Annotated in this window: 25 protein-coding genes and 2 CRISPR repeat arrays; of the genes, 23 read left to right on the forward strand and 2 right to left on the reverse strand. The window is 34.5% G+C overall.

The window, feature by feature from the left end:
* Window positions 1-174: 174 nt before the first annotated feature.
* A CRISPR array of direct repeats spans window positions 175-667; the repeat unit is 30 nt; unit sequence GTTTCAATTCCTTATAGGTAGTCTAAAATC.
* 280 nt (window positions 668-947) lie between these two features.
* From ACFHWD_RS14900 to ACFHWD_RS14950, 11 genes are all read left to right on the forward strand, one after another.
* Window positions 948-1,328: an IS66 family insertion sequence element accessory protein TnpA gene (locus ACFHWD_RS14900; protein WP_106011221.1), complete on the forward strand. Its 381-nt coding sequence runs from the start codon at window positions 948-950 to the stop codon at window positions 1,326-1,328.
* The gene (tnpB, locus tag ACFHWD_RS14905) at window positions 1,318-1,674 is read left to right on the forward strand and encodes an IS66 family insertion sequence element accessory protein TnpB (protein ID WP_229980557.1); all 357 of its coding nucleotides are present in this window, start codon (window positions 1,318-1,320) and stop codon (window positions 1,672-1,674) included. Before ACFHWD_RS14900 ends, tnpB begins: the two co-directional genes overlap by 11 nt.
* Window positions 1,675-1,762: 88 nt before the next feature.
* Window positions 1,763-3,304, forward strand: a complete 1,542-nt coding sequence (locus ACFHWD_RS14910) for an IS66 family transposase (protein WP_229980558.1) — start codon at window positions 1,763-1,765, stop codon at window positions 3,302-3,304.
* Between the two features lie 203 nt (window positions 3,305-3,507).
* A CRISPR array of direct repeats spans window positions 3,508-4,783; the repeat unit is 30 nt; unit sequence ATTTAAATACATCTCATGTTAAGGTTCAAC.
* Window positions 4,784-5,123: 340 nt separating this feature from the next.
* On the forward strand, window positions 5,124-5,633 hold the full coding sequence (locus ACFHWD_RS14915; protein WP_378062588.1) for a sigma-70 family RNA polymerase sigma factor: 510 nt from the start codon (window positions 5,124-5,126) through the stop codon (window positions 5,631-5,633).
* On the forward strand, window positions 5,630-6,088 hold the full coding sequence (locus tag ACFHWD_RS14920) for a hypothetical protein (protein ID WP_150358593.1): 459 nt from the start codon (window positions 5,630-5,632) through the stop codon (window positions 6,086-6,088). The genes ACFHWD_RS14915 and ACFHWD_RS14920 overlap by 4 nt, the downstream gene beginning before the upstream one ends.
* The gene (locus tag ACFHWD_RS14925; protein ID WP_150358594.1) at window positions 6,069-6,593 is read left to right on the forward strand and encodes an EscU/YscU/HrcU family type III secretion system export apparatus switch protein; all 525 of its coding nucleotides are present in this window, start codon (window positions 6,069-6,071) and stop codon (window positions 6,591-6,593) included. Before ACFHWD_RS14920 ends, ACFHWD_RS14925 begins: the two co-directional genes overlap by 20 nt.
* The gene (locus tag ACFHWD_RS14930; protein WP_150358595.1) at window positions 6,586-6,891 is read left to right on the forward strand and encodes a LiaI-LiaF-like domain-containing protein; all 306 of its coding nucleotides are present in this window, start codon (window positions 6,586-6,588) and stop codon (window positions 6,889-6,891) included. Before ACFHWD_RS14925 ends, ACFHWD_RS14930 begins: the two co-directional genes overlap by 8 nt.
* A gap of 220 nt (window positions 6,892-7,111) precedes the next feature.
* A complete protein-coding gene (locus ACFHWD_RS14935) occupies window positions 7,112-7,474 on the forward strand; it encodes a DUF2089 domain-containing protein (protein WP_229981837.1) in 363 nt (120 codons plus the stop codon).
* 27 nt (window positions 7,475-7,501) lie between these two features.
* Window positions 7,502-7,891: a hypothetical protein gene (locus ACFHWD_RS14940; protein WP_229981836.1), complete on the forward strand. Its 390-nt coding sequence runs from the start codon at window positions 7,502-7,504 to the stop codon at window positions 7,889-7,891.
* A gap of 12 nt (window positions 7,892-7,903) precedes the next feature.
* Window positions 7,904-8,155: a hypothetical protein gene (locus ACFHWD_RS14945; RefSeq protein WP_150358825.1), complete on the forward strand. Its 252-nt coding sequence runs from the start codon at window positions 7,904-7,906 to the stop codon at window positions 8,153-8,155.
* 21 nt (window positions 8,156-8,176) lie between these two features.
* A complete protein-coding gene (locus ACFHWD_RS14950) occupies window positions 8,177-9,421 on the forward strand; it encodes an MFS transporter (RefSeq protein WP_150358824.1) in 1,245 nt (414 codons plus the stop codon).
* Window positions 9,422-9,488: 67 nt separating this feature from the next.
* Here the strand turns inward: ACFHWD_RS14950 and ACFHWD_RS14955 are convergent, their stop codons facing one another.
* The gene (locus ACFHWD_RS14955) at window positions 9,489-9,824 is read right to left on the reverse strand and encodes a helix-turn-helix domain-containing protein (RefSeq protein ID WP_150358823.1); all 336 of its coding nucleotides are present in this window, start codon (window positions 9,822-9,824) and stop codon (window positions 9,489-9,491) included.
* A 313-nt stretch (window positions 9,825-10,137) separates the two neighbouring features.
* On the opposite strand from ACFHWD_RS14955, the gene ACFHWD_RS14960 reads away from it, so the two are divergent.
* The 4 genes from ACFHWD_RS14960 (at window position 10,138) to ACFHWD_RS14975 (ending at window position 15,204) form a co-directional block, all read left to right on the forward strand.
* Window positions 10,138-11,853: an EAL domain-containing protein gene (locus tag ACFHWD_RS14960; RefSeq protein WP_229981835.1), complete on the forward strand. Its 1,716-nt coding sequence runs from the start codon at window positions 10,138-10,140 to the stop codon at window positions 11,851-11,853.
* A gap of 1 nt (window position 11,854) precedes the next feature.
* On the forward strand, window positions 11,855-13,117 hold the full coding sequence (locus ACFHWD_RS14965) for a methyl-accepting chemotaxis protein (protein ID WP_229981834.1): 1,263 nt from the start codon (window positions 11,855-11,857) through the stop codon (window positions 13,115-13,117).
* Window positions 13,118-13,310: 193 nt separating this feature from the next.
* Window positions 13,311-14,042, forward strand: a complete 732-nt coding sequence (locus ACFHWD_RS14970) for an ATP-binding cassette domain-containing protein (RefSeq protein ID WP_179977484.1) — start codon at window positions 13,311-13,313, stop codon at window positions 14,040-14,042.
* Complete coding sequence (locus tag ACFHWD_RS14975) at window positions 14,035-15,204, forward strand: ABC transporter permease (protein ID WP_150357866.1); 1,170 nt, start codon at window positions 14,035-14,037, stop codon at window positions 15,202-15,204. Before ACFHWD_RS14970 ends, ACFHWD_RS14975 begins: the two co-directional genes overlap by 8 nt.
* 133 nt (window positions 15,205-15,337) lie before the next feature.
* On the opposite strand, the gene ACFHWD_RS14980 is transcribed toward ACFHWD_RS14975, so the two are convergent.
* On the reverse strand, window positions 15,338-17,050 hold the full coding sequence (locus ACFHWD_RS14980) for an ABC-ATPase domain-containing protein (RefSeq protein WP_229981833.1): 1,713 nt from the start codon (window positions 17,048-17,050) through the stop codon (window positions 15,338-15,340).
* Between the two features lie 105 nt (window positions 17,051-17,155).
* Between ACFHWD_RS14980 and ACFHWD_RS14985 the strand changes: the two genes are divergently transcribed.
* The 8 genes from ACFHWD_RS14985 (at window position 17,156) to ACFHWD_RS15020 (ending at window position 25,730) form a co-directional block, all read left to right on the forward strand.
* The gene (locus tag ACFHWD_RS14985) at window positions 17,156-18,430 is read left to right on the forward strand and encodes a 2-hydroxyacyl-CoA dehydratase subunit D (RefSeq protein ID WP_150357868.1); all 1,275 of its coding nucleotides are present in this window, start codon (window positions 17,156-17,158) and stop codon (window positions 18,428-18,430) included.
* Complete coding sequence (locus ACFHWD_RS14990; RefSeq protein WP_378062595.1) at window positions 18,427-20,094, forward strand: acyl-CoA dehydratase activase; 1,668 nt, start codon at window positions 18,427-18,429, stop codon at window positions 20,092-20,094. Before ACFHWD_RS14985 ends, ACFHWD_RS14990 begins: the two co-directional genes overlap by 4 nt.
* A gap of 294 nt (window positions 20,095-20,388) precedes the next feature.
* On the forward strand, window positions 20,389-22,380 hold the full coding sequence (locus tag ACFHWD_RS14995; protein WP_378062597.1) for an alkaline phosphatase family protein: 1,992 nt from the start codon (window positions 20,389-20,391) through the stop codon (window positions 22,378-22,380).
* Between the two features lie 8 nt (window positions 22,381-22,388).
* Window positions 22,389-22,754 (forward strand): co-chaperone YbbN, encoded by a 366-nt coding sequence (locus ACFHWD_RS15000; RefSeq protein WP_179977480.1) that lies wholly within the window; start codon window positions 22,389-22,391, stop codon window positions 22,752-22,754.
* Window positions 22,729-23,541 carry an ABC transporter permease gene (locus tag ACFHWD_RS15005; protein ID WP_179977479.1) on the forward strand — a complete coding sequence of 271 codons (813 nt, stop codon included), beginning with the start codon at window positions 22,729-22,731 and terminating at the stop codon, window positions 23,539-23,541. The genes ACFHWD_RS15000 and ACFHWD_RS15005 overlap by 26 nt, the downstream gene beginning before the upstream one ends.
* Entirely contained in the window at window positions 23,541-24,596 is a 1,056-nt protein-coding gene (locus tag ACFHWD_RS15010) for a glycine betaine ABC transporter substrate-binding protein (protein WP_378062600.1), read from the forward strand. The genes ACFHWD_RS15005 and ACFHWD_RS15010 overlap by 1 nt, the downstream gene beginning before the upstream one ends.
* Before the next feature lie 17 nt (window positions 24,597-24,613).
* Entirely contained in the window at window positions 24,614-25,441 is an 828-nt protein-coding gene (locus ACFHWD_RS15015) for an ABC transporter ATP-binding protein (RefSeq protein ID WP_378062602.1), read from the forward strand.
* Window positions 25,422-25,730: a thioredoxin family protein gene (locus ACFHWD_RS15020; protein WP_378062603.1), complete on the forward strand. Its 309-nt coding sequence runs from the start codon at window positions 25,422-25,424 to the stop codon at window positions 25,728-25,730. The genes ACFHWD_RS15015 and ACFHWD_RS15020 overlap by 20 nt, the downstream gene beginning before the upstream one ends.
* The last annotated feature ends 62 nt before the right edge of the window (window positions 25,731-25,792 follow it).

Consider the following 25,792-nt stretch of genomic DNA (forward strand, 5'->3'; position numbering starts at 1 on the left):
CCATATAATTTTGGTAATACACTGAGGTTGGTTCGACCTTTAGAGTTTAGGTAAACTTGTTCCATTAGGAATATTGACTAAGAAGCCATTCACTTCTATAAGTGGTGGTAGTTCACAGTTGTAAAAAAGCAATGTAATAATGACTACAAAAATACTCATTCCCTCAATATATGAGTTTCAATTCCTCATAGGTAGTCTAAAATCTTGGATAGTGGCATATATGCGGTCAGCTTGCAGATAGGTTTCAATTCCTTATAGGTAGTCTAAAATCGAATAGCAGATACGAACAGCTTGAAGACCTGCAAAGTTTCAATTCCTTATAGGTAGTCTAAAATCTTTGTGCAATTGCGAATATTTGTTTAAGTCCTTTTGCAGTTTCAATTCCTTATAGGTAGTCTAAAATCTGTAATAACCGGATTAAATGATGTAATACAAGGGTGTTTCAATTCCTTATAGGTAGTCTAAAATCCAGTACCAGAGGGAGTGGAAAAACAAGGCTCGCGGGTTTCAATTCCTTATAGGTAGTCTAAAATCATCCAGTTTGTTTATGTTCTATGACCTGTGGTGGAGGTTTCAATTCCTTATAGGTAGTCTAAAATCTGTTTGCTGAAAAAGTTATTAATAAAATTATTCAAGAGTTTCAATTCCTTATAGGTAGTCTAAAATCCCATCAAATATAGAATACATCAGCATCTAGAAAAATGCAATATTCAGAAATATTTCTACANTTCAAGAGTTTCAATTCCTTATAGGTAGTCTAAAATCCCATCAAATATAGAATACATCAGCATCTAGAAAAATGCAATATTCAGAAATATTTCTACAAAAGTGTAAGCGTCAAACAAGAAAGTGGATGGAAAGTGTTCAAAAAATGTGAGATAATCTTCTAAAATAAGTTTTAAAGTTTTTCAAGTTAGCTTTAAAAACTTTAAAAAGGAAGGTTTTATATGGATGTACAAGAAGCAACTCAAAAATATAGAATGAATGAGTGGATTAAAATTATACGTGAATGCCGCAGCAGTGGCCAGACTGTGAAATCATGGTGCTCGGAAAATGACATTAGGATCAACAGATATTATTATTGGTTGAGAAAAATACGTACTGCTGCTTGTGAAGCTCTCCCTTCCAAAAATCCAAAGGAACAGATAGTTCCCATAAATACTTCCAAATTATCAGGTGTCATTTCCACAGATGCAGCCTATGTTTCTCCAGAAACATATCAGGCTGATATTATTATCCGTTTTGGTCGTGCAGTTCTTGAAATTCACAACGGTGCCTCAGGCAGTTTAATTGAAAATGTTATGAAGGTGCTGCAAAATGCTGGGTGATATTTCAAAGGCAGAGAAAATATATATTGCAACCGGACATACAGATATGAGGAAATCAATTGACGGACTGGCTGCCATCGTACAGAAGAATTTTGAACTGAATCCATTTCAGAACAGTCTGTTTCTCTTCTGCGGACGGAAGAGAGACAGATTGAAAGCACTATATTGGGAAGGTGATGGATTTGTGCTTCTATACAAGAGGTTGGAAAATGGATGTTTTAAGTGGCCTAAAGATGCAGAAGCAGTAAAATGTATAACACCCCGGGAATTCAGATGGCTTATGGAAGGCCTGTCCCTGAATCAGCCAAAGGCTGTAAAGAAAGTAGATATACAAACTGCCCTCTAGTGTCAGAGAAATCTGAAATCATGCGGTTTTATAGAAATTTATGGTATAATAACAGATATAAAAAACGAGTGAAGGAACTGTCTCAATTATGTATACCAAAAATGAAGTTATAGAACTTAAAAATCGCATAGCACAGCTGGAGAAGGAGAATAAAACTCTCCATGAGACAGTTGAATTTCTGACACATAAATTATTTGGCAGGAGCAGTGAGAAGACTTCTGTAATTGCAGGACAGATAAATCTTTTCAATGAGGCAGAAGTTTATAGAAACCCTTCGGCACCGGAACCGAATTTACAGGAGGTATCAAACTACAGGCGTAAAAAATTTGATGGTCAAAGAGCAGAACTGCTTAAAGATATTCCACATCATACAGTAATCTGTGGCCTTGAAGAGGATGAACGTTTCTGTGAAAAATGCGGGACACCTTTGAAAAGCATAGGAAAAGAATTTATCCGTACAGAAATAGAATTCATTCCGGCAAAGGTACGTGTTATAGACTACTACCGTGAAACTTATGAATGCAGGAAATGCCGCAAAGAAGGACTTCCTTATATAGAAAAATCACCAATGCCATATCCGGTAGTACAGCATTCCATGGCCTCACCATCTACGGTTGCCCACATCATGTATGAGAAGTATGTAAATGCTCTTCCTCTATATCGTCAGGAAAGGGAATGGAAGTCATTGGGAGTAAAACTCAGCCGTGCGACTATGAGCAACTGGATTATGGTTGCATCCAAAAGCTGGCTGATGCCACTTACAAACCTGATGCATAAGAAACTCACAGCCGAGAAATATTTACATGCAGATGAGACGCCTGTACAGGTACTTAAAGAACCCGGCAGGAAAAATACATCAGAATCCTATATGTGGCTGTACAGTACATATGCAGGCAGTAAGACACCAATAAGGTTGTTTGATTACAAACCTTCAAGAAGTGGGGACTGCCCACAAAAATTTCTAAAAGGCTTTAGAGGATATCTCCATACGGACTGTTATAAAGGTTATAACAAAGTTCCGGGAATAACAAGATGTCTGTGCTGGACACATCTCAGGAGATATTTTGTTGAAGCACTTCCAAAAGACATAAAAAGCCCTGAAGCTACACTTCCGGCAGCAGGAATTGATTTCTGCAACAAACTCTTTGCAGAGGAAAGATCAATGAAAGATCTTATGCCGGATGAACGAAAGAAAAAGCGTCTTGAAACGGAAAAACCGATTCTTGAGGCCTTTTGGGGGTGGCTTGATTCCGTAAAAAACAGCTGCCTTCCCAAATCAAAGCTTGGAAAAGCTGTAGATTATGCTGTAAATAATAAAGAAGGATTTATGAATTATCTTCTAGATGGCAACTGTGCTATTTCAAACAATCTGTCTGAAAACAGTATAAGGCCTTTCACTTTAGGAAGAAAAAATTGGCTCTTTAGTGGAAGTCCACGAGGTGCTGAAGCAAGTGCAGCAGTCTACAGCATGATTGAAACGGCTAAAGCTAATGGATTGGAGCCATACAGCTATCTTGAATTCCTGTTTAAAAATCTGCCTGGTGTCCAATTTGAAGCACATCCTGAATTCTTGGAAGAATACCTGCCCTGGGATCCATGGGTTCAGTCTTCCTGTAAAAATGACAAGTGATAGATTACGACCATTTGAGATGTATTTCAAATGGTCACTTATTTTTTACCTACACCACACCAGGTAATTTATCGCTTACACAAAAGTTTTAGAAATTAATCTCAGGCGGCTAATTAACTGCAAACATAAAAATCGTCGACCTCCGGTAATTTTTACTCTATTCATGGTCGACGGCATAAAATTTAATATAATTCCAAAATATTTTTTAAACTAATCTTATGTTAAGGTTCAGCCGATTGTATGAGAGTTACAAAGAAGGAGGGAGAAAATATTTAAATACATCTCATGTTAAGGTTCAGCACCACAGGAACTTAGTAGGAGCATGGCACCGTGCAAATTTAAATACATCTCATGTTAAGGTTCAACAAATGATGAGGATAAACAAAGCTTGTCTAATTTAGATTTAAATACATCTCATGTTAAGGTTCAACGAGGAAGATAAACAAAAGATGAATGAGGGTAAAGCTCATTTAAATACATCTCATGTTAAGGTTCAACTGATTGGGATCAAGATTGTAGAACAATGGTAATTCCATTTAAATACATCTCATGTTAAGGTTCAACATCCACTATCTGGGCTTTTAGGTTACTATAATGCCAGATTTAAATACATCTCATGTTAAGGTTCAACGTTTAAAGGTTGTATACTGAACTTTGATATATCCATTTAAATACATCTCATGTTAAGGTTCAACTTTTTGGGTACTGAAAAACTGAAGACATTTGAAATATTTAAATACATCTCATGTTAAGGTTCAACCATATGGTTATGAATCTGTGGCTTTTTACGGCTGATTTAAATACATCTCATGTTAAGGTTCAACTATTATTCGGCAGAGAACCTTTTACCAGTCAGCTAGATTTAAATACATCTCATGTTAAGGTTCAACTTGTTAAACTCTGTTACTATATCTCCTTTAAACTCATTTAAATACATCTCATGTTAAGGTTCAACACAATCTTATACTTATATCTATCCCCGTCAGTTTTTATTTAAATACATCTCATGTTAAGGTTCAACTTATATCCTTGCCGTCATACTGTTCAAGCTCATCTCATTTAAATACATCTCATGTTAAGGTTCAACTAAATTTAGTTTTAGAATAAATGACGCTAGTACATCATTTAAATACATCTCATGTTAAGGTTCAACTATTTTGCTAAGGTTACAGGAGATACAGATATTACATTTAAATACATCTCATGTTAAGGTTCAACCAAACAGCTATGGGAGTATAGGTGCTCCTTGTGAATTTAAATACATCTCATGTTAAGGTTCAACTAAATACCACCCCTTTTATTTAACTGAATACATATTGCATTTAAATACATCTCATGTTAAGGTTCAACAAGTACATAAGGTGCTATACTTCTATCCTTGTCACATTTAAATACATCTCATGTTAAGGTTCAACTAATTTCCTTACTTTTTCTTCTGCATCTACTTTAATTTAAATACATCTCATGTTAAGGTTCAACCTGTGTAAAATAGTCATTTTACATTTCTATTATATCCTTTGAAGTACTATAAATAAAGGATTTTAACGAAACTTTTCCAGTCGATTTTTATTATAGACAAATAAATAGTACAAGATTTATGGAGGCGTTGTAATCTAAGGGCTAGCAATAATTTCTTATTATTTGTAGGTTGGAAAACAGAAGATGTCTAATCAAATGAAGATTATAATTTGTACTTGAATTATAAAATGGGTATTATAAAAATTATAGATTATCAAAAATATTTTACGTTAAAATTGAATTGTTGAAGTGTTTTTTATTTATAAATCGTTGTATTATTGTAAGGCTAAAAAAGGCGGTGATGATTATTCAAGAAAATCAATTTGAAAAATATATTAAACAATATGAAGGTCTAGTCATTACCATCTGTTTTTCTTTTACAAAAAATTATTTTGATGCAGAAGATATAGCTCAGCAGACTTTTTTAACTGCCTATGAAAAATTAAATAAATTTGATGGAAAGAATTTCAAAGCATGGGTCGCGAAAATTGCAGTGAATAAATGCAGGGATTATATTAAAAGTCCTGTCAAAAAAATGGAGGATCTTACTTGCGAGGATTATAAATATATAGAGGATACGAAAAACTCTCCTGAAGAAAATATGTTGAATAACTACAGTGACAGAAAAATATATAAGCTGTGCAGCAGATTAAAAGAACCTTACAAAACCGTAGCGGTAAATTATTTTTGTAAAGACATAAAGCTTTCAGATATGGCGAAAGATACGGGAGAGAATTTGAAAACACTTCAGACAAGATTATACAGATCAAAAAAACTTCTTAAAATTTTATGGAAGGAGGAGTTGATTTGAGTGATGATTTGTTTAATAGCAAGGGCCACATAAAAAATTCTGCTTTAAAAAAATTTAATGAGAGAAGTTTAAGTGATATAGAACTTGCTATTTTATCAGAGCATATAGGAAATTGTGAGAAATGTGCAGAAAAGCTGGCAGATAGTTTTGCTCAAGACGATTTTTTGAAAGTACCAGGTGGGTTTGAGGAGGAGATAAAAAATAAGATAAATAGAAAACATGAAAAGAGTAGGCAGTTTTTCTTCTACGCACTTAAGGTTTCAATGGCAGCCTGTATAGCACTTGTATTTGTCTTTTCCAGTGCTCTCAATTTTATGGCAAATACCGGAGTGAAGACAATGAAAATAAAATCACCTGAATTTACAGTGGTGAATTCCATAAATATGGAACTTGGAAATTTCACTAGCAAGATAATTGATATGGAGGTATTCGATAATGAAATCCAAAAAAAGTAATTTTTTAACTGTAGTTTTTTCTTTTCTGCCTGGCGCAGGACATATGTATATGGGGTTTATGAAAATGGGATTGTCAATTATGGCAGTATTTTTTACTGTGATATTTTTTTCTAGCTGGCTTAATATAGGACCACTTTTGTTCATTCTTCCACTAATATGGTTCTATTCATTTTTTGACTGTATAAACAAACAGAGTATGCCTCAGGAAGAATTTGAGCATATAGAGGACAATTATATATTTTCCATAGATAAATTGTTCGAGTGGGACAAAAGTTTATTTAAAAAGCAGAGATTATTTTTTGGTATACTGCTAATTTGCATGGGGATATACCTTATTTGGGACAATATAAGACCTATTATTGAGCCCTATATAGATTCGAGAATCTATGAGATCATAAGTAATTTCACAGGAATTGTCCCTCAGATGATTGTAGGTGTAGCTATAATTGTTATTGGAGTAAAACTTATTATGGGGAAGAAGAAAGAGGTTGATACAGATGATTAGGGGGAGAAGAGTTGGCACATTAACTTCAGGTATCATGCTCGTTATATTTGGGACAATGTTTTTGATAAGCAGCTTATTTAAAATGATAGATTATAGGTTTATAATGTCTTTCTGGCCAGTAATCTTGATTTCAATTGGAATAGAAATTATTGTCTCATATATTATAAATAAGAAAGAAAAAATGATGTATGATGCGGGGGCTATAATTATTGTAATAGTACTTTGTATTTTTGCTATGATTATGGGAGCTCTTCAGCTCGCCATTACAAGTTATCCTCAATTTAGGGTTGTATTTTAAAAATATAAGAAAATTTAGGCCTTTTATGATCAAGTTCATTTCATAAAGGGCTTTTTTATGGTGCTTATTTATGCTCCGTTTGGTAACTACTATTAAAATAATTAATATTAAAATTAAATATATTAATATATTTAAAAGTAATAAATAAAAAAATCAATATTTGTATTGAATATATAAATATTTCATGATATACTGTCTTTATAAAAGAGAAGGTGATTATTTGGCGTATAAAGTAATTGAAAAATGTCCGGTGTGTGAAGCAAAACTTTTGATTTCAAAACTTCATTGTCCAAAATGTGGCACTGTAATCGAAAATGATTTTGAAATGTCTAAATTTGAATATCTTACGAAAGATCAACTCAGATTCATAGAAATATTTTTAAAGAACAGAGGAAATATAAAAGATGTTGAAAAGGAGCTTGGTATATCCTATCCTACAGTGAGATCAAAATTGGATGAGGTGATAGAGGCCCTGGGATACAATGTGTCTCAGAATTCTAAGATTGACAAGAAAAAAATAGTAGATATGCTGGATAGAGGAGAAATAACTGCGGATCAAGCTATAAAGATGATGAACGAATAAATACGATATGAAAGGAAGGATTAGAAGGTGAATGAAGAAATAGCAAAAATATTGAAGATGGTAGAAGAAAGCAAGCTCACAGCAGATGAGGCACAGGAGCTTATAGAATCCTTGAAAGATAAAAATGCACAGCTTGTTGAAAGTACAGCGGCAAATTCCAATGAAGACATCATGGAAAAAATGTTGAGGATAAAAGTGAATTCTCATGAAGGGGACAATGTGAATGTGAAACTTCCAGTAAAATTTATAAAGATAATGCTAAAAACTGTTGGCAAGATTCCCATAAGTGACAGTGTTGAGGGAATGGAGAATATAGATCTGAATCTTATTTCAGAAGCCATAGACAATGGGCTTTCAGGAAAAATAGTGGATGTAAAAAGTGCAGATGGAGACATAGTAGAGGTAAGCATAGAATAGGAAGTGCAGCTCATGAGAGTTTATATAAGAACCGGGAACAAGAGGCTTGTAATTCCCTTACCGTTGATACTTGTCAAATTCGGACTGTCATTATTCAACAAGCCTTTTATAAAAAAATATGTTCCTGAAAAAGAAAGAAAATATGTGGATGTAATTGATTTTGGACAGCTTTCAAAATGTATTGGAGTTTTAAAAGATTACAGAGGGTTGAAAATTGTTGAAGTGAAGTCAAAAGACGGTACTGAAGTTGTGATAACACTGTAAATTGAATTGGGAGAGGTAAGTATGAAATATAATAGAAATTTACTATCGTATATGCTTGGAAGATTTATATCTTATACAGGTACTGGAATACAGCAGATAGCATTACCCCTTTATATTTTGGATGTGACCCATTCAGGAATAATGATGGGATTCTTTTCAGCAATAAATTTGATTCCTAATATTGTAGCTCTGCCCTTTGCAGGGATTTTAGGTGACAGAAAAAACAGAAAGAATGTAATGATGGTATCGGACTATGCTAGGGGTTGTTTTGTAATATTTTTAGGATATTTTGCCATGAGGGGCAGCTTGAATTTAGCTTTTTTGTTTACAGTACAGATATTTATTTCGATTATGGACAGTATTTTCAATGCTTCCTCAACGGCAATTCTCCCAGAGCTTGTGGAGGAAGATAAACTCATGAATGGAATAGCTGCCAGGGGAGGTATTGATGCGGTTTCCATGATCATAGGGCCAGCTCTTGGAGGAATTATATATGGGATTTTTGGAATAAAAGTGATATTTTATTTGAATGGATTATCATTTATTATATCTGGAATAAGTTGTACTCTTATAAATTATGAAAATAAAGACAGGAAATCCAAAGCACTTACCTTTAAATCATTTTTTACAGAAAACAGCGAAGTACTTTATTTTATAAAGAAAAACAAAGCACTGCTTCAATTATTCTCACTTGCCATGGTGACAAATTTCCTGGTGGCACCTTTATTGGACATAGTACTTCCCTATGTTATGAAGAAGGAAATAGGATTTACTTCACAGCAGTACGGTTATCTTATTTCATTCTTCACATTTGGAATACTGATAGGTAATATACTGATAGCCACATACCTTGTGAAATTCAGCAGAAAATTTATAATGAAGAACTCACTTGTACTTCAGACTATGATTTTATTTATGTTTCCAGTAGCTGTATTTCCCATTACTGTAAATTATCTAGGAGGGCATAGCCTGAAATTATTTATGCTTTTGACATGTATAATGTTCCTGGGAGGATTTTTCAATTCAGGATTGAACACACCTTTGAATACAAATCTTCAGGAAATTGTGCCAAATAAAATGCGTTCCAGATTTTTTTCAATACTTGGAGTATTTGGACAAGGTGCTATACCTCTGGGTTCCGTGATATATGGAGTTCTTCTTGACAAATTTCCCTACTATTATATACTGATTGTAGTAATGTCTGTGGTATTTGCAGTTACATTGGTATTTATGAAAAGAGCAGTACCGGAAGTTTACGAGCCTTAAAACCAGATATAACTAAATGATTTAAATGTCATTTCACAAAGATTAAAGTGGCTTATTAAAATCTTTACTATTCCTCTTCCTGCTCTTCTAAAAGCAAATCACAAAATTTTGAAACAAGTCTTATATTTTTATTATTACATTTGTTGAGTTTTTTAGCTATTTCATCTTTTAAATATTCATTAGAAGTATATATTGAATCTAATAGTATAAAATCAGGAGTTACTCCGAGAGAATTACAAATTTTTAGTAAAGTGTCAATGCTTGGTATAGAACGATCCCTTTCAATATTACTTATGTAATTATTTGAAAGACCAGTCATTTCAGCTAGCTGTTCCTGGGTAATTTTTTTCTTCTTTCTTGTTAATTTAATACGATTTCCCATTTTTTTATAATCTATTTTCATCTGCATCACCTATTCTGACTTTAGCTATTTTTAATAAAACATATAACAAATTACAAGTGTAAAATACACTTGTAATTGTATTAAAAAATGTGTATACTATAAAATATAATACATTTTTATGTATAAAATGATATATTATGAAAAATAAAAACAAGATTATTAAATTTTCGCGTGTACTTTTTTGAATAATAAGAGCGTATATTAGTATTTACTATATAACAAAATATATAAGTTTTATTTGCCTATTCCTTTTACTGTAATTACCTTAATTGGAATATTTCATATAATAATTTTACATGAGTAGGTGAATCAATTGTCAATAGAAGAACAGAGAAATTTCATATTGGATAATATCAATGGAATTATAGTAAAATGGGATATGAGCAGTAACAAATTCGCAGTTCCTAAGTTATGGGAAAGTATGACAGGATATGTTGTTTCTGAAGAGATTAATTTTTTTGGACAACTAAAAAAAATTATTTGTTCAGAAGATCTAGGAAAATTTATGAATGCTTTGAAAGAGAGTGTACATAAAAAGGCTGACTATTTTGAATGTGAATATAAAATTAGAACCAAGTCGGGAAAAATAAAATGGATGCTTCATAAAGGTAAAATTTTTGACTATAGTAAAGGACAGAGATTGATGATAAATTATATTTCAGATATTACTGATAAAAAGATATATGAGTCTGAGATAAGGTATCTGGCATATTATGATATTACAACCAATATTCCCAATAAATTGTTTATGACCGTTAAATTGAATAAATTTTTCAATAATGCAAGCTTAAAGAGCAAAAGGAACCTAGTATTGTTTTATATCTGTATATATAATTTTGAAAAAATAAAGGATGTATACAGGCAAGATTTTGAAGAAACTCTATTAAAAAAAGTATCAGATATATTTAAGAATAATTTAAATAATGAAATACTATGTAAAGTAGAGGATAGCAAATTTGCTATTATAGATTACAGCTGTGGAGATGTTGAAAAAGCAAGATTAAAAGCAGAATATTTTTTGAGCCTATTTAATAAAATGATGGAGATTGATGGAGAAAAAGTATCCATAGCATTGAATATTGGTATTTCTTTTTATACTGATGGTGTGATAAATGGCGATAAAATGATGAGAAATTCAGATATGGCTCTTATGAAGGCTAAAAAACTTGGGAAAAATCAATATGAGTTTTATGAGGAAAAGATGAATGTTGAAATTATGGATAGAGTGAAAATTGAAAATGATCTTGTAAAAGCCATAGTTAATAAAGAATTTATTTTGTATTATCAGCCTCAAGTTGATATTGACAAAATGGAAATCTACGGATTAGAAGCATTGATAAGGTGGAATTATAATGGAACTATAAAATTTCCTTCTTATTTTATAGATATTGTGGAACAGAATGGAATGATAAATGAAATAGGCAAATTTGTGCTATATGAAGCTTTTGTACAGGCTAAAAGATGCAATGATTTAGGATATGAAAAAATCTACATGTCTGTAAATATATCAAAGAAGCAGCTTGAGGAAGATTCATTTTTGGATTTTGTAGATTTTGTCTTAAAGAATACTGGAATAAAAGCAAATTATATCTGCTTTGAAATTACTGAGAGAATATTAATTGATCTATCTGAAAAAATGTTGAGTGTACTTTCTAAAATAAAAGATATGGGAATAAAAATATTTATAGATGATTTTGGAACGAAATATTCTTCGTTAAACTATTTAAAGGATTTACCAATTGATGGTATTAAAATAGATAAATCCTTTATTTGTAATATACAAAACTGTGAAAAAAGTAAGATGATTTTAAAAAGCATTGTAAATTTGGCGGGAGATTTGAATATTGAAGTGATAGCAGAGGGGGTAGAAACATATGAACAGTTAAAATTTTTAAAAAGCATTAAGTGTAATAAAATGCAGGGATATATATTTAGCAGACCAGTAGATTCTGAAAAGTTAATTAAGAACTTGAAAAATTCATATGAGATTTGGGATAATATTAGTGAATCATATAATAAGGAGAATTAATATGAAATTTTTAGAAAACGTGAGAATGAAAACAAAGCTATCATTATGTTTTGGAATTATGGTTATAATAATTGCCGCTATAGGTGTCGTAGGGATACTGTCATTTTCCTATAAGGGTGTTGTTACTACTCTATTGATTATAGTTGGAATTGTATTTGCAGTGATATTTCAGCTTTTTATACCCAGGGACATAAATGAATCCATAGTAAAAATGGTAAATCTTGCAGAAAGCCTATCCAAATTTGATTTAACCCGTGATTATAAAATTGATAGAAATGATGAATTTGGAAAGGCATTTAGAGCTATGGAAAAAGCTCAGGGAAATCTGAGAAATTTTATAAAAGAAATTGAAGAAAATTCCCAGCATATGAGTAGTTCAAGTCAGGAGCTTTCTGCTGTAGCTGAAGAGTTATCTGCAAAGGCTGAGGATGTAGATAACTCCATCACCGGTGTGGCAACTGGTATTGAAGGAAACAGTGCAGCTGCAGAAGAGATAACAGCTTCTGTGGAGGAAGTGAATTCGAGTATAAATGAACTTTCTCAAAAAGCATTGGAAGGAAGTAATAATGCAAATGAATTTAAGAAGAGAGCTTCGACTGCAAGAAAAGAAGGAAAAGATGCTGTGGAAGAATCACATGAATTATATGAAAGTAAAGCAAATAATGTTATTAAAGCTATAGAGGATGGAAAAGTGGTAGAAAATATAAAAGTTATGGCAGACACTATTGCAAGTATAGCTGAACAGACTAATCTTCTTGCACTGAATGCTTCTATAGAATCAGCCAGAGCAGGAGAACAGGGAAAAGGATTTGCAGTGGTGGCAGATGAAGTTGGAAAATTGGCAGAGCAGTCTTCAAAAGCTGTAGTTGGAATTCAAGATACTATAGTAAAGGTTCAAGAAGCTTTTAGAAACCTTGCACAGTATAGTAAAGATGTGCTAAAATTTGTAAATGAAAATGTAAGCAGCAGATTTGAAAACTTTGAGGAATTGGGAAGCAAATATTACGAGGATGCAGAGTTTTTAAGCAAAATGTCCGATGAAATGGCATCCATGTCAGAAGAACTTGCGGCAACGGTGAATCAGGTAAGTGAAGCTGTTCAAAGCATGGCAAATACATCACAGCAGTCTTCGGGTCATGTAGAATCAATAAAGTCCAGTGTAGATGAAACTACAAAAGCAATAGAACAAGTAGCATTTACTGCTCAGACTCAGGCTGATCTCGCCCAGAAGCTGAATAAAATGTTGTTAAAATTTAAGGTATAAGAGAGTATGGAGCGGATTATCAATACACTAAATAGTACAAAAGAAACTTTATTTAAGAATTACTATGAATAATATTTTTTATATATTCTTTATAGTAATTTTTTATATTCATTGACAAATCGTATAATTTAATGATATATATGAAGACAGGTGTGTCCGAAGATACTTTCTTCATATGTAAAAGGAGGTAAATATGCTTGAAATAAAAAATGTAAGTAAGAAATTCAAGGAGGTAAAAGCTGTAGATAGTTTGTCTTTCAGTGCCAATGAAGGAGAGATAGTGGGACTTTTGGGCGAAAATGGTGCAGGAAAAACCACAACTTTAAGGATGATTTCTACAATGTTGAAACCAAGCGGTGGAACTATAGTGGTAAATGGATATGATGTGATTGAGGAACCTTCGAAGGTCAGAGGAGAAATAGGAATTCTGTTTGGAGGAGAAGTTGGGATATACGATAGATTATCGGCCCGGGAAAATATAGAATATTTTGGAAGACTATATGGGATGTCACAGGAAAAAATAGACAAAAGGATAACTGAATTGACAAGAGATCTTGAGATGTCGGAATATATAGACAGAAAAGCTGGTAAATTTTCAAGGGGTATGAAGCAGAAGGTGTCCATAGCACGGGCTATAATACATTCTCCAAAAGTGATGTTATTTGATGAGCCAAGCACTGGATTAGATGTTTCTGCAGCTAGGGTCATACATGAATTTATTTTTAAATGCAAAAGTGAAAACAAGATAATTCTGCTGTCCTCCCATTCTATGGCAGAAGTTGAAAAACTCTGTGACAGAGTTGTAATAATTCATAAGGGTAAGCTTGTAGAACAGGGAACTGTGGAATATTTAAAATCAAAGTATAATAGTGGCAACATGGAGGAGATATTTATGAAACTGGTGGGAGGCGATATACATGAATAATTTCTGGATAATCTTAAAAAAGGAACTTACAGATATTTTCAGGGACAGGAAAACTCTTATATTTACAATACTTCTTCCCATTATAATGTATCCTGCCATGTTTAAGATAATAGATTTTACTATGAAAGACACCACAGAATCCGTTCAGAAAAACATAACCATTGCCTATAGGGGAAATGAAAATTCTTCAATTTATAAGATGTTAGAAAATATGAAGAATATAACAATAGATAACAGTGGAAATGCAGACGAAAAACTTAAAAAGGGTGATATATCCCTTATAATAAATGTGCCTGTGGACTTTGATTCGAAAGTTGCAGCTGAAGGTAAAACGGATGTCAAAATAATATATGATCAGGATTCAAATAAATCTTCCATGGCATCCTCCATGATAAAGGATATTTTTGATAAATACAGTAAATCTGTTGTTGATGGAAGACTTCAGGCAAAAGGCATCAGCAGCCAGGTATTGACTCCTTTTGAAGTAAAGGAAGAAGCTCTAAGTAAAAGGGACAATAATCCCATAGCTTTTGGTATTTTAAGTGTACTGCCAACACTGCTTATTATTTTTATGATAAGTCCTACTATAGGAATAGCAGCGGATCTGGTGGCAGGTGAAAAAGAAAGGGGAACTTTTGAACCTCTTTTGTCGACATCCGTGGGAAGAATGTCTATATTTTGGGGGAAACTTATGGCTATTTCATCTGTGGCACTTATTACACTGATAGTTACATTAGCTTCCATGGTAGGTTCCATGCTTTACATATTTTCAGATGGAGGAGGAGTTACAATTTCAATAGGTGCCTTTGTAGTCATGGGAGTGGTATCTGTATTTGTACTCATAGCGCTAAGCTCAATTGAAATATCTATAAGCATATTTGCCCGTTCCATGAAGGAAGCCAATACTTATCTTGGAGGGTTTATAGTACCTGTTATGATTTTGACATATATACCATTTATGATGGACGCCAAAACTATAGGAATTTTATTTTTTAATATTCCCATAGTTAATGCAGTGGCAGTTATGAAAGAAGCCATTGCGGGAATATTTAGTCCTGTACATATCTCCATAGTACTGGGATGGCACGTTGTATATGTGATAGCCACTATATTTTTGGCAAAAGTCATGTTTTCCAAGGAAGAAGTTGTATTTAGATCCTGATAATTAGTACAATGAGCAATTTGTAATTGATAATGAACAGAGAAAGCAGGGAAAATTTTCGGTAACAACTGAAAATCTTCCCTGCTTTATATACATGCACTTTGAGCTCTGATACTTGAATATAATTATTCTTTTATTCTTTCATCTTAAGGCCTCTGTAACGGTTTATCGCCCCACAGAGCTCATATTTTCTAGGAAGTGCCAGATTTCCGGGATGGCCTGTATGAGGTGATAGAAAATCCAACCCCGAAGTTTCTATTTGACGAAACAATGCATCTGCAACTTGTGAAATTGACGTCTTGTCATTTATCAGTTTACTTGAAATAAAATCGAGCATCAATGCTATGCAGTTGGTCTGACTGCTGTCTATAAGCTGTTCGAGAGCCGAAAGATCTATAGATGATCTACCATAGAGAACTATATGCTTTCCCTTGGCCTTTATCTTAAATGATCTTCCTGTATGGGCAAAACTGGATTTTAGAGGTATTCGGGGAGTTATATCTCCAAAAATGGTTTCACCTGATTTTTCTCTTTTATATCCAGAACTATCTGCAATATTTTTAGCTTGCTCTGTAACCTCTTTTGGGATGTATTCATCCATCATGATTATATGGTCTGCCACGTCAAAATAATCTCCAGATCCACCTACAATCAATATAGTCGAAACCTTGTACTGGTGGTATAGCTGGCGAATTTTGTCTATAAAAGGGGTAATGGGCTCCTTATCCTTTGAAACGAGTTTCTGCATGCGCCCATCCCTTATCATGAAATTTGTGGCGGAAGTATCTTCATCTATCAATAAGAGCTTGCTTCCACATTCCAGAGCTTCCATCACATTTGCTGCCTGAGAGGTGCTTCCGCTGGCATTATCCGTGGAGAATTTCAAGGTGTCCTTATTGTTTGGAAGATTGTTTATAAAGGGACTGATATTTACCTTTTCCACTCTGCGGCCGTCTTCTGCACGTATTTTAACAGCATCATTTCTGGTTATTACGTATTCCCGGCCGTCGCCTGGAATATGGTTGTATATTCCAAGTTCAAGGGCTTTTAAAAGTGTGGATTTTCCATGATATCCACCTCCTACAATTAAGGTTATGCCTTCTGGAATTCCCATTCCCTTTATTGTACCGTGATTTGGAAGAGACAATTCTATTTCAAGGCTTTCAGGACTTTTAAAGGGAACTGCACCTGCCTCTTTTAACGGTCTGTCGGATATTCCGTTTTCCCTTGGTAAAATGGCTCCGTTGGCGATAAAAGCTATAAGACCTTTTTTGTTTAATTCTTCTCTGATAAATTCTTGATCGAGTATTAGATCAATTTGTTTTTTTAATTTGGTTCCATTTATGTTTTTAAAAAGCAGTGATGAATTTACAATTCCGGGGAGTATATCGAAAAAAATTTCAACGGCGGATTTACCGCGAATTCTTCGCCCGGAAGCGGGCAGTTCAACTTCAAATCTGGCTTCAATATGATCCTGCTTTATGACTGCAGATGTTCTCTCCAGCATCTCCTGCCCACAGGTGTCTATGGATAGAAATGTACTTAACTTTTTTATATTTGGAGCTCCATTGAAATTTTTAATATTGTGTGAAAAAGTTCTTGTCAAAAAGTCGGATACTGCTATTATTTTATATTTTGAATTCAAAAATTCTTCAGGGAAACCTGCTTCCTTTCTGGACATGATTATACGTGCTTTCGATGGTGGGGCGAAGGGATCCGACTGGACGTGATCCACAGAAAGTACGTATTTCCCAAAATTGTATTCACCTCTTAATTCCTTGTAGGCAGAATAACCTCTTCCATCTATTGATAATAGCAATTGCTGAAGTTCACGATAATTTTTCAAAATAGTTCCTCCTCTTGTATTTTCCAATGGTAATTTGCAAATTTTGCATTTTACAATATAATATGATAACATAATTTCAGGACTAAAGGTAGAGAGGTTTTTAAAATGGACTTGATTAAATCTTATGGAAAGTATATAAAAAAAAGTGTAGATAATCCTTCTAAGGCATTTAATTTATTAAAATTTGGATTTTCTTTTGAAAAATTTTTAGTTTCAAAATTTAGGGATAAGAAGATACCTCCTTCTCTTAATTATTTAAATCAACTCTGCGTTGATTTTATACTTAACCCCCTTAAAAATCCTGACAATTCAGCTTTTGTTACCATATTTTCACCTGTTGAAATATTTTATGCCATGGGTATAAATCCATTTTTAATTGAAGGATTTTCTTCCTTCCTTTCAGGTACCCAATGTGAGGATGTGTTTATAGACTGTGCTGAGAGATCAGGTATTTCCGACACCCTCTGCAGTTATCACAAGGCATTTATAGGGGCCGTAGAGGAGGAAGTTATTCCAAAACCAAGATTTTCCCTAACCTCCTCTATGATATGTGATGGCAATCTTAATACCATAAGGTTTGTTTCTCATAAGTACAACATACCCTATTATTATTTAGATATACCCTATGAATATAATGAGGATACGGAAGCATATGTGGTGGGACAGCTCCATGAAATAGTGGAATTTATCCAGGATATAATGAAATTAAAATTTGATGAGGATAAATTTAAAGAAGTGATAAAAATTGAGAATAGCACTAAAGTATATATGCGTAAATTTTACGAGAGACTTAAATACAAGTATTTTCCAAATACTCTTACACTGGAGATGTACAAATTATTTGCATCTCATCTTGGAATAGGCAGGGCAGAAATACTGAATTTTTATAAAATGCAGGCTGAGGATATAGAAAAATATCCTGATTATAGTGGAAAAAGGGTGTTGTGGAGCCATATCATGCCTTTTTACAGTGAAACACTAAAAAGTTATCTTAACCTGAATCCTGATTGTCAACTTCTTGCCTGTGATTATAATTTAGATAATTTGGATGAGATGGATTATAATCATCCATTTGAGGCTTTGGCTAGAAAATTCCTCAAAAACAGGCTCAATGGTCCTTTCCAGAGGAAAATACAAAACATAATGAAGATGACCCGAGATTTTAATGCCAGCGGCGTCATAAATTTGTGTTCTTTTGGGTGTAAAGAGTGCAGTGGTGGTACAATGCTTTTAAAGCAGGCTTTAAAACAGAAAAATATACCTTATCTATCTATAGATGGAGACGGTGTAGACAGACGAAATGCCCATGAAGGTCAAATTAAGACCAGAGTTGAAGCATTTATGGAAATACTGAGCAATAGACAGAAGGTGGCAAAGTGATAGGTTATGTATGTAAATACACTCCAATTCATATTATAAGTTCTTTTGGGCAGGAAGCAGTAAAAATTGCTCCCCGTGTTTCCGGATTTAACAGGGCTGAAACTCTGATGCATCCCAATATATGCACTTATGCAAAGGCAGTACTTGAGGAGTGTATTGATTCGGGAATCTGTAATTTAGTACTTGTAAACTGCTGTGACAGTATTAAACGATTGTACGATGTGGCTAAAAGCACAGCTGAATTTAAATATGTATACCTTATAGATGTTCCAAGAAAAAGAAATAGGGCCTCTGATCTCATTATGAAAAATGAAATGATGAAATTTATAAGGTCAATGGAAAAATTTACAGGAAAAAAGTTTGACAGGGGTAAATTTATAGAATTGGTCAATACCAGAAAAGATGAGATACATAAAAAATCAGCGGGTATCAAAATTGCGCTTATGGGTTCCAGAATAAAGAGTTCTACCCTCAGACAAATTGAAGAAGCCGGTGCTTCTGTGGATTTTGATTTTACCTGTACGGGAAATTTTACAAAATCAACTGTACTTGAAAAAGATGAGGACTTCCTATTGAGCTATGCTTCTTTTTTATTGAATTCATTTCCCTGCATGAGAATGGTGGACAATAGGGATAGAATTAGGGTTTTATCTGAAAATTTAGGTGAGCTAGATGGCATAATATATCATACCACAAAATTTTGTGATGCCTATTCTTTTGAATATGCTGTATTAAAAAAATCAATTTCCATACCTATGCTGAAAATAGAGACCGATTATACAGAAGAGGGGAATGGACAGATGAAAACCAGAATAGAGGCTTTTGTTGAGACAATCAAGTCAAAGAATACACAACATAGAGGAAATTATGGTGCCAATATAAAGGATGATATTTTAGTCGCAGGCATAGACAGCGGTTCCACATCCACAAATGTTGCTATAATGGATAAAAACAGAGAAATACTTTCTTATTCAATAGTCAGAACTGGTGCCAAAAGTCAGAGAGGGGCAGAAAAGGCCATGAAAGAAGCTCTGAAAAAATTAGGAATAGAACGTGACAGGCTTTCCAGAATAATTTCCACGGGATATGGACGTGTAAGCATTCCCTTTGCAGATAGAGAAATAACTGAAATAACATGTCACGGAAAGGCAGCTTATTTTCTGAATAATGAGATTAGAACCATAATTGATATAGGAGGGCAGGACAGTAAGGTCATAAGGCTGGATGATGGGGGAAAAGTGATGGATTTTGCCATGAATGACAAATGTGCGGCAGGTACGGGAAGGTTTCTCGAGATGATGAGCCGCACTCTGGAAGTTCCATTAGATGAAATGGGAAAAAGATCCTTGAATTGGAAGGAAGATATAGATATAACAAGTATGTGCACTGTGTTTGCGGAGTCTGAGGTTGTATCGCTTATTGCGCAGAATAAGGAAATACCGGATATAATTCATGGACTGAATAAGTCAGTTGCAACAAAGACACTTTCTCTTGCAAACAGAGTTGGCAAAAAAGAAGCTTATATGATGACCGGGGGAGTTGCCAAAAATATAGGTGTGGTGAAATGTCTCGAAGAAAAGCTTGGCAGCAAAATATTTATACCACAGGAACCGCAGATAGTGGGTGCTGTAGGGGCAGCGCTCATAGCCCTGGAAAGCATTTAATCGAAGTTGTATGGGAATTTTATAAAAAATCATAAATTATGCAAATAAGCACCGGTACCTATGTATCAGATGCTTTTTTCTGCTGATTTCAATTGCAAAACAGTAAAATAACTGAGATTTATCGGGGGCATAAATATTAATTAATTGACAGTGAACACAAAATGCTATAGTATGTATCTAAATTTAAAATTGTTGACCAGAAAACTGGAGGCAAGTTTTTATACAGTACGCAGCTGTGTATTTAATTTGTTATCCGGTTTTTTTATTTTATTATGTATTTTTGGGAGGTAAAAAATGTCATATAGTAATATAAAAGCTAAAAAAGTACTCCTGCTGGGGCTGGATGGAGCAGATGCACTGCAGGTAAAAAAATATGTAGCAGAAGGAAAGCTGCCAAATTTTAAGAAGGTAATATCCCGGGGTGTTACGACAAAAGATTATTCCATGAGAAGTGTCCTGCCGGCAATCACTCCTCCAAACTGGGCATCTCTGGCTACTGGAGCATTTCCCAATACTCATGGTATAACTTGTTTTTGGAATCATACACTTGGGAATCCGCTTGATAAGCTGGATTATGGTTTTAATTCTGAGCTGTTAAAGGCAGAAACCATATGGGAAGCTTATGCCCGTTCAGGCAAAAAAAGCATATTGTTTAATTATCCCACTGCATGGCCGCCAAAGACTAAAAATGATATATATGTAGATGGGACAAGTATATATACAAATTTAAGGGGATATGTGGATTATGAAAAAGTATATAACTGTATTGAAGGTGATTTTCCAATAAAAGAAATACCCCATGTATTGGACAATACAGGTACCGACTGCAGAGTTGAGGGGGAGGTTTCATCTATAAAAGCTGACATAAGCAAGTCAGAGTACGATGGATATGGATATACTGAACCTGACATTGTGACTTCTGAAGAGACTGGTGAATCCTCTGCAGACGTTCCAAATGCGGATCAGATAACAACTCCCATTAGATGGGCTTCTGGATGGAAAAATGCACCTGATGGAGCAAAGGAAGTTGTGCTTCCTGTAAACAGCGGCATGGCCAGAAGATATGGACTTATAGTAGCAGAGGACGGTAAAAATTATAATAAGGTAAAGATATATAGGAGAAAAAAAGATGAAAATCCAATTGGAGAGGCAAAAGCAGGTGAATGGAGCAATTGGATCTATGACAATTACAGAATAGATGGCAAAAGTACCAAAGTAGCTTATAAAATAAGAATAATCAACCTGGAAAGCGATGGAAGCAAGCTGAAATTTTATTATTCCTTTGTACTGGATTTATACAGTGGAAAATATTTCTACCCGGACAAGATAGGAGGGGAAATATATGATAAAGTAGGACCCATGCTTCAACCCACCAATTATGACAGATTGAACAAGACCGCCGATGAAATTATGTTTGAATCCATTACAGAGATGTATGACTGGCATGTAAAAGCTATTAATTATCTGCTTGATAATAAAGAATGGGATCTTTTTTATGTTCATATGCATGGAATTGACATGTACAATCATTTTTATCTGGATTATACATTTGAGGAGACTTCGAAAGAATACGAAAGATATAGGGATTTAATATACAGAATATATGAATTGAGTGACAAATTTATAGGAGAAATGCTGAAGAGACTTGACGGGCAAACAACCATATTTATTGTTTCCGATCACGGTGGTGTGGGAAAAAACCCTAAAACAGAATTTCCTCTAATAGGGGATATGTGGGGAATCAATACAGGTGTAATGAGAGAGCTTGGATACACTAAATTAAAAGAGGTGGATGGAAAACTGCAGATAGATTGGCAGCATACCACTGCGATTTCCCAAAGAGCTACATTTATATATATAAATTTAAAGGGAAGGGATCCTGAAGGAATTGTTGATCCTAAAGATTATGACAAATTGGTAGAAAAAATAATAGATGATCTGTACAATTACAGGGATCCTAAAACCGGAAGAAGAGTCATAAGCTTTGCATTGAACAGAAAAGATATGGAGGTCCTTGGACTGGGTGGTGAAAATTCTGGAGATATATTTTATATACTGGAGCCTGAATTTACCAGATGTCATGGAAATGGATTGAGTAACCACGAACTTTTGGGACATTCCATGAAAGCATTGTTTGCTGCAGTAGGAGCCGGGATAAAAAGTGGAGAAATCATTGATAGAAATGTGGGAGTAGTGGATATAGTTCCAACTATAAGCTATCTGGCAGGGATTCCCGTGCCTAAAAATGCAGAAGGTGGAATAATATATCAGGCCCTGGAGGAGTGATTCATTTTATGGATAAGAGTTCTATTTTGAGCATTGACGAGAAAAATTTCGACAGTTTCACCTTTGACAGCGATACTCCGGCAATAGTATTTTTTAACGCAGATAGATGCGGTGCCTGTAAAATGCTGCATCCAATTTTGGAGAAAATGGCAGAGGAGTATTTTGACAGGTTAAATATTTATTCCGTTGATGTGGATAAACATGAGTTATTGGTTCAGAGGTTTAGATTAAGCGGTATACCCACTATTTTAATATTTAAAGATGGAGAGGTAGCAAGGAAAATTACAGGCTTTCACAGTAAAGAGGCTCTAGATAAAATAATAATTTGTTATTTAAGGAATGATTTTTATGTTAAAGAAAATATCAAAAAATAATTTTACCATACAAAAATATAAATATAGAATTATTTCCATAATATCAGTTGTTGTGGCATTTCTGATATGGTATACAGGCAGCAAGCTCAATTTGTTCAATCCTGTGTTTTTACCATCACCAGGGGATGTCTGGTCGGTATTTATTCAAATACTGGGAGAAGGCTATAAAGGTCATTCCTTATTTTTTCATATATTTTCGAGTATGAAAAGATTATTTACAGCACTGTTTTTTGCTTTTATAACGGCGGTACCATTGGGGCTTGCGGCAGGCGGCTCAAGGCTTCTGATGGCCATATTGGATCCTTTTATTGAGTTTTACAGGCCGCTTCCGCCTCTTGCCTATTATACACTTTTGGTGTTGTGGTTTGGAATAACTGATGTTTCAAAAATAATACTGCTTTTTTTGAGCGGATTTGCCCCATTGTTTATCAATACGGTATTCAGTGTTAAAAAGATACCCCGGGACAGAATAAACGGCTGCAAGTCACTTGGGGCATCTAAATTCAAATTGTTTATTTATGTGATATTTCCATCTTGTCTGCCGGATATATTGACGGGCTTTAGGACGGCGGTGGGAGTATCCTATGCTACCCTGGTAGCAGCTGAAATGGTTGCTGCAGTTTCTGGAATCGGGTGGATGGTGCTGGATGCAAGTAAATTTTTAAGGAATGATGTTGTCTATATGGGAATTGTAATTATGGGCCTGATTGCCATATTTATCGATGCCTGCATTAGACTTGCACTTAGAAAGGTTTCACCCTGGGTTGGGGAAGAGGAGGAGAAATGATGAAAACAAAGAAATATTTTAAAATTGTATTTATGTTGTTAATTGCGGTAATTTTGACTTTTGCAGCAGGATGCCAGGGCGGTGGTGATCAGAGCAGCAATAAAACAAGCTCTTCAGCCGGACAAAACAAGCCCAAAGAAATACGTATTGGATATATGACATCTCCAAATGGAGAGCTTCTTGCAAAGGCCACGGGAGCTGTGGAGAAAAAATTTCCCGGGACAAAAATCTCATGGATAAAATTTGATGCAGGCCGTGATATAATTACAGCTATGGCAGGTGGATCATTGGATCTGGCAACTATAGGTACACCCCCTGCAGCAACGGGAATAGCAAATAAACTTCCATATTATATATACTATCTGGATGATATTATAGGTGACAGTGAAGCACTTGTAGTAAAGAAAGATTCGGGAATAAATTCCATTGACGATATAAAGGGAAAGAAAATAGCTACTACTTTCAGTTCAACTTCACATTTTAGTTTGCTGGGTGCCTTAAAGCTGAATAATATTAAAGAGTCGCAGCTTACACTTCTTGACATGCAGATGCCTGATATACTGGCTGCATGGCAGAGAGGTGATATTCAGGGAGCATATGTATGGGAAACCACCAAATCAAAACTTCTGGCTGATGGCGGTAAAGTGATCGTAAGCTCGGGAGACCTGGCTAAAAAGGGAATTATCACAGGTGAGCTTGGCATTGTAAGCAAAAGCTTTGCAGATAAATATCCTGATGTTATGAAACAGTATATTTCTGTTTTAAATGACTCTGTACATGAATACAAGGAACAGCCGGAAAAATCTGCTGCAGTCCTTTCAAAGGAGCTTGGATTATCGGAGCAGGATACTCTTAAATCCATGAAAGAAATAATTGTTCTGGATTCCAAAGAGCAGACGGATTCAAAGTATTTTGGAACCTCAAGCAATCCAGGTAACTTTGGAAAATTATTAAAGAGTACAGGCGATTATCTGCTGACACAAAAGGCAATAAAATCTTCACCGGAATTGTCCGTATATCAGAAGGCTATATTGACTAAATTATATGATAAATAAATGGAGGGAGTATGGTTATGATACAGCCAGCACGTATGCCTTTATTTTTAAAGCAGGAAGGTACTGAATCAAATATAATTCTGAAAAATATAAGTCTAACCTATAATCAGTCGGGAAAAGATATCCGTGCTCTTGAAAATGTAAATCTTCAGCTGTATAGTAATGATTTTGTATGTGTACTTGGACCTTCGGGATGCGGAAAATCTTCTCTCTTAAATATTATTGCAGGGTATTTGACGCCCTCTGAAGGAACTGTTTTTATAGATGGCAGTCCGCATACAAATCCGGATCCACAGGTAGGTGTGGTGTTCCAGCAGCCTAATTTGCTTCCCTGGCTAAATATTGAAAAGAATGTGGAGTTTGGATTGAAGATGAAGGGAATGACTAAAGGAAGAAGAGTTGAAATAGCTTCTCATTATTTGGAACTAGTGGGTTTGAAGGATTATGCAAAATTGTATCCCCACCAGCTTTCCGGAGGCATGAAACAGAGGGCTGCCATTGCAAGGACACTGGCAGCCAATCCTAAAATAATACTTTTGGATGAGCCCTTTAGTGCTCTCGATGCTCTTACCCGTGAAAAAATGCAGAAACATCTCTATTTTATATGGCAGCAGACTCAAAAATGCTTGTTTTTTATTACTCACGATGTAGATGAGGCACTTTTACTTGGAGATAGAATTATTGTTATGCATTCTAATCCGGGAAGAATAGTCAGGGAATATAAAAACCCTGTGGCAAGGCCTAAAGAAGGAGATTTTAGATCTATTAGATTACAAAAAGAGTTTTTTGAAATGAGGGAATATTTAATAGATCAGATACAGGAAGATGACGAAAAAGATGAATAGGATGGCATTGAAAAAAATTGGTGAAAAGGATTTTGATAGATTCACTTTTGAAAATGATATGCCATCACTGGTGCTTTTTGGAGCCCGCAGATGTAAGGTGTGCAGGGAACAGATACCAATTGTAGAGCGGGTAGCTTATGAATACAGGGGCAGGATTGAAGCATACTGGGTGGATGTGGATAAACATGATGAGTTGTTTTACAGGTTCAGGCTGCAGGGAATACCCAACATAGTTATATTTCATGATGAAGAAATTGTAAAGAAAATTCGTGGATTGAATTCAAAATAAGGTTTAATTGAAATAGTAAATGGTATTTTGACCTGATTCGGATAAATTTGTAAACAGTAATG

The sequence above is a fragment of the Clostridium sp. MT-14 genome, assembly GCF_042436595.1.
GTDB lineage: Bacteria > Bacillota > Clostridia > Clostridiales > Clostridiaceae > Clostridium_B > Clostridium_B aromativorans.

What these genes read in the sequence shown, in the direction of transcription:
- ACFHWD_RS14955 (WP_150358823.1), bottom strand. Translation starts at nt 9,824, where the DNA reads ATGAAAATAGATTATAAAAAAATGGGAAATCGTATTAAATTAACAAGA.
- ACFHWD_RS14985 (WP_150357868.1), top strand. Translation starts at nt 17,156, where the DNA reads ATGGACTTGATTAAATCTTATGGAAAGTATATAAAAAAAAGTGTAGAT.
- tnpB (WP_229980557.1), top strand. Translation starts at nt 1,318, where the DNA reads ATGCTGGGTGATATTTCAAAGGCAGAGAAAATATATATTGCAACCGGA.
- ACFHWD_RS14950 (WP_150358824.1), top strand. Translation starts at nt 8,177, where the DNA reads ATGAAATATAATAGAAATTTACTATCGTATATGCTTGGAAGATTTATA.
- ACFHWD_RS14910 (WP_229980558.1), top strand. Translation starts at nt 1,763, where the DNA reads ATGTATACCAAAAATGAAGTTATAGAACTTAAAAATCGCATAGCACAG.
- ACFHWD_RS15000 (WP_179977480.1), top strand. Translation starts at nt 22,389, where the DNA reads ATGGATAAGAGTTCTATTTTGAGCATTGACGAGAAAAATTTCGACAGT.
- ACFHWD_RS14975 (WP_150357866.1), top strand. Translation starts at nt 14,035, where the DNA reads ATGAATAATTTCTGGATAATCTTAAAAAAGGAACTTACAGATATTTTC.
- ACFHWD_RS14965 (WP_229981834.1), top strand. Translation starts at nt 11,855, where the DNA reads ATGAAATTTTTAGAAAACGTGAGAATGAAAACAAAGCTATCATTATGT.
- ACFHWD_RS14970 (WP_179977484.1), top strand. Translation starts at nt 13,311, where the DNA reads ATGCTTGAAATAAAAAATGTAAGTAAGAAATTCAAGGAGGTAAAAGCT.
- ACFHWD_RS14995 (WP_378062597.1), top strand. Translation starts at nt 20,389, where the DNA reads ATGTCATATAGTAATATAAAAGCTAAAAAAGTACTCCTGCTGGGGCTG.
- ACFHWD_RS14945 (WP_150358825.1), top strand. Translation starts at nt 7,904, where the DNA reads ATGAGAGTTTATATAAGAACCGGGAACAAGAGGCTTGTAATTCCCTTA.
- ACFHWD_RS14930 (WP_150358595.1), top strand. Translation starts at nt 6,586, where the DNA reads ATGATTAGGGGGAGAAGAGTTGGCACATTAACTTCAGGTATCATGCTC.
- ACFHWD_RS14925 (WP_150358594.1), top strand. Translation starts at nt 6,069, where the DNA reads ATGAAATCCAAAAAAAGTAATTTTTTAACTGTAGTTTTTTCTTTTCTG.
- ACFHWD_RS15010 (WP_378062600.1), top strand. Translation starts at nt 23,541, where the DNA reads ATGAAAACAAAGAAATATTTTAAAATTGTATTTATGTTGTTAATTGCG.
- ACFHWD_RS14915 (WP_378062588.1), top strand. Translation starts at nt 5,124, where the DNA reads ATGATTATTCAAGAAAATCAATTTGAAAAATATATTAAACAATATGAA.
- ACFHWD_RS15015 (WP_378062602.1), top strand. Translation starts at nt 24,614, where the DNA reads ATGATACAGCCAGCACGTATGCCTTTATTTTTAAAGCAGGAAGGTACT.
- ACFHWD_RS14900 (WP_106011221.1), top strand. Translation starts at nt 948, where the DNA reads ATGGATGTACAAGAAGCAACTCAAAAATATAGAATGAATGAGTGGATT.
- ACFHWD_RS15005 (WP_179977479.1), top strand. Translation starts at nt 22,729, where the DNA reads ATGTTAAAGAAAATATCAAAAAATAATTTTACCATACAAAAATATAAA.
- ACFHWD_RS15020 (WP_378062603.1), top strand. Translation starts at nt 25,422, where the DNA reads ATGACGAAAAAGATGAATAGGATGGCATTGAAAAAAATTGGTGAAAAG.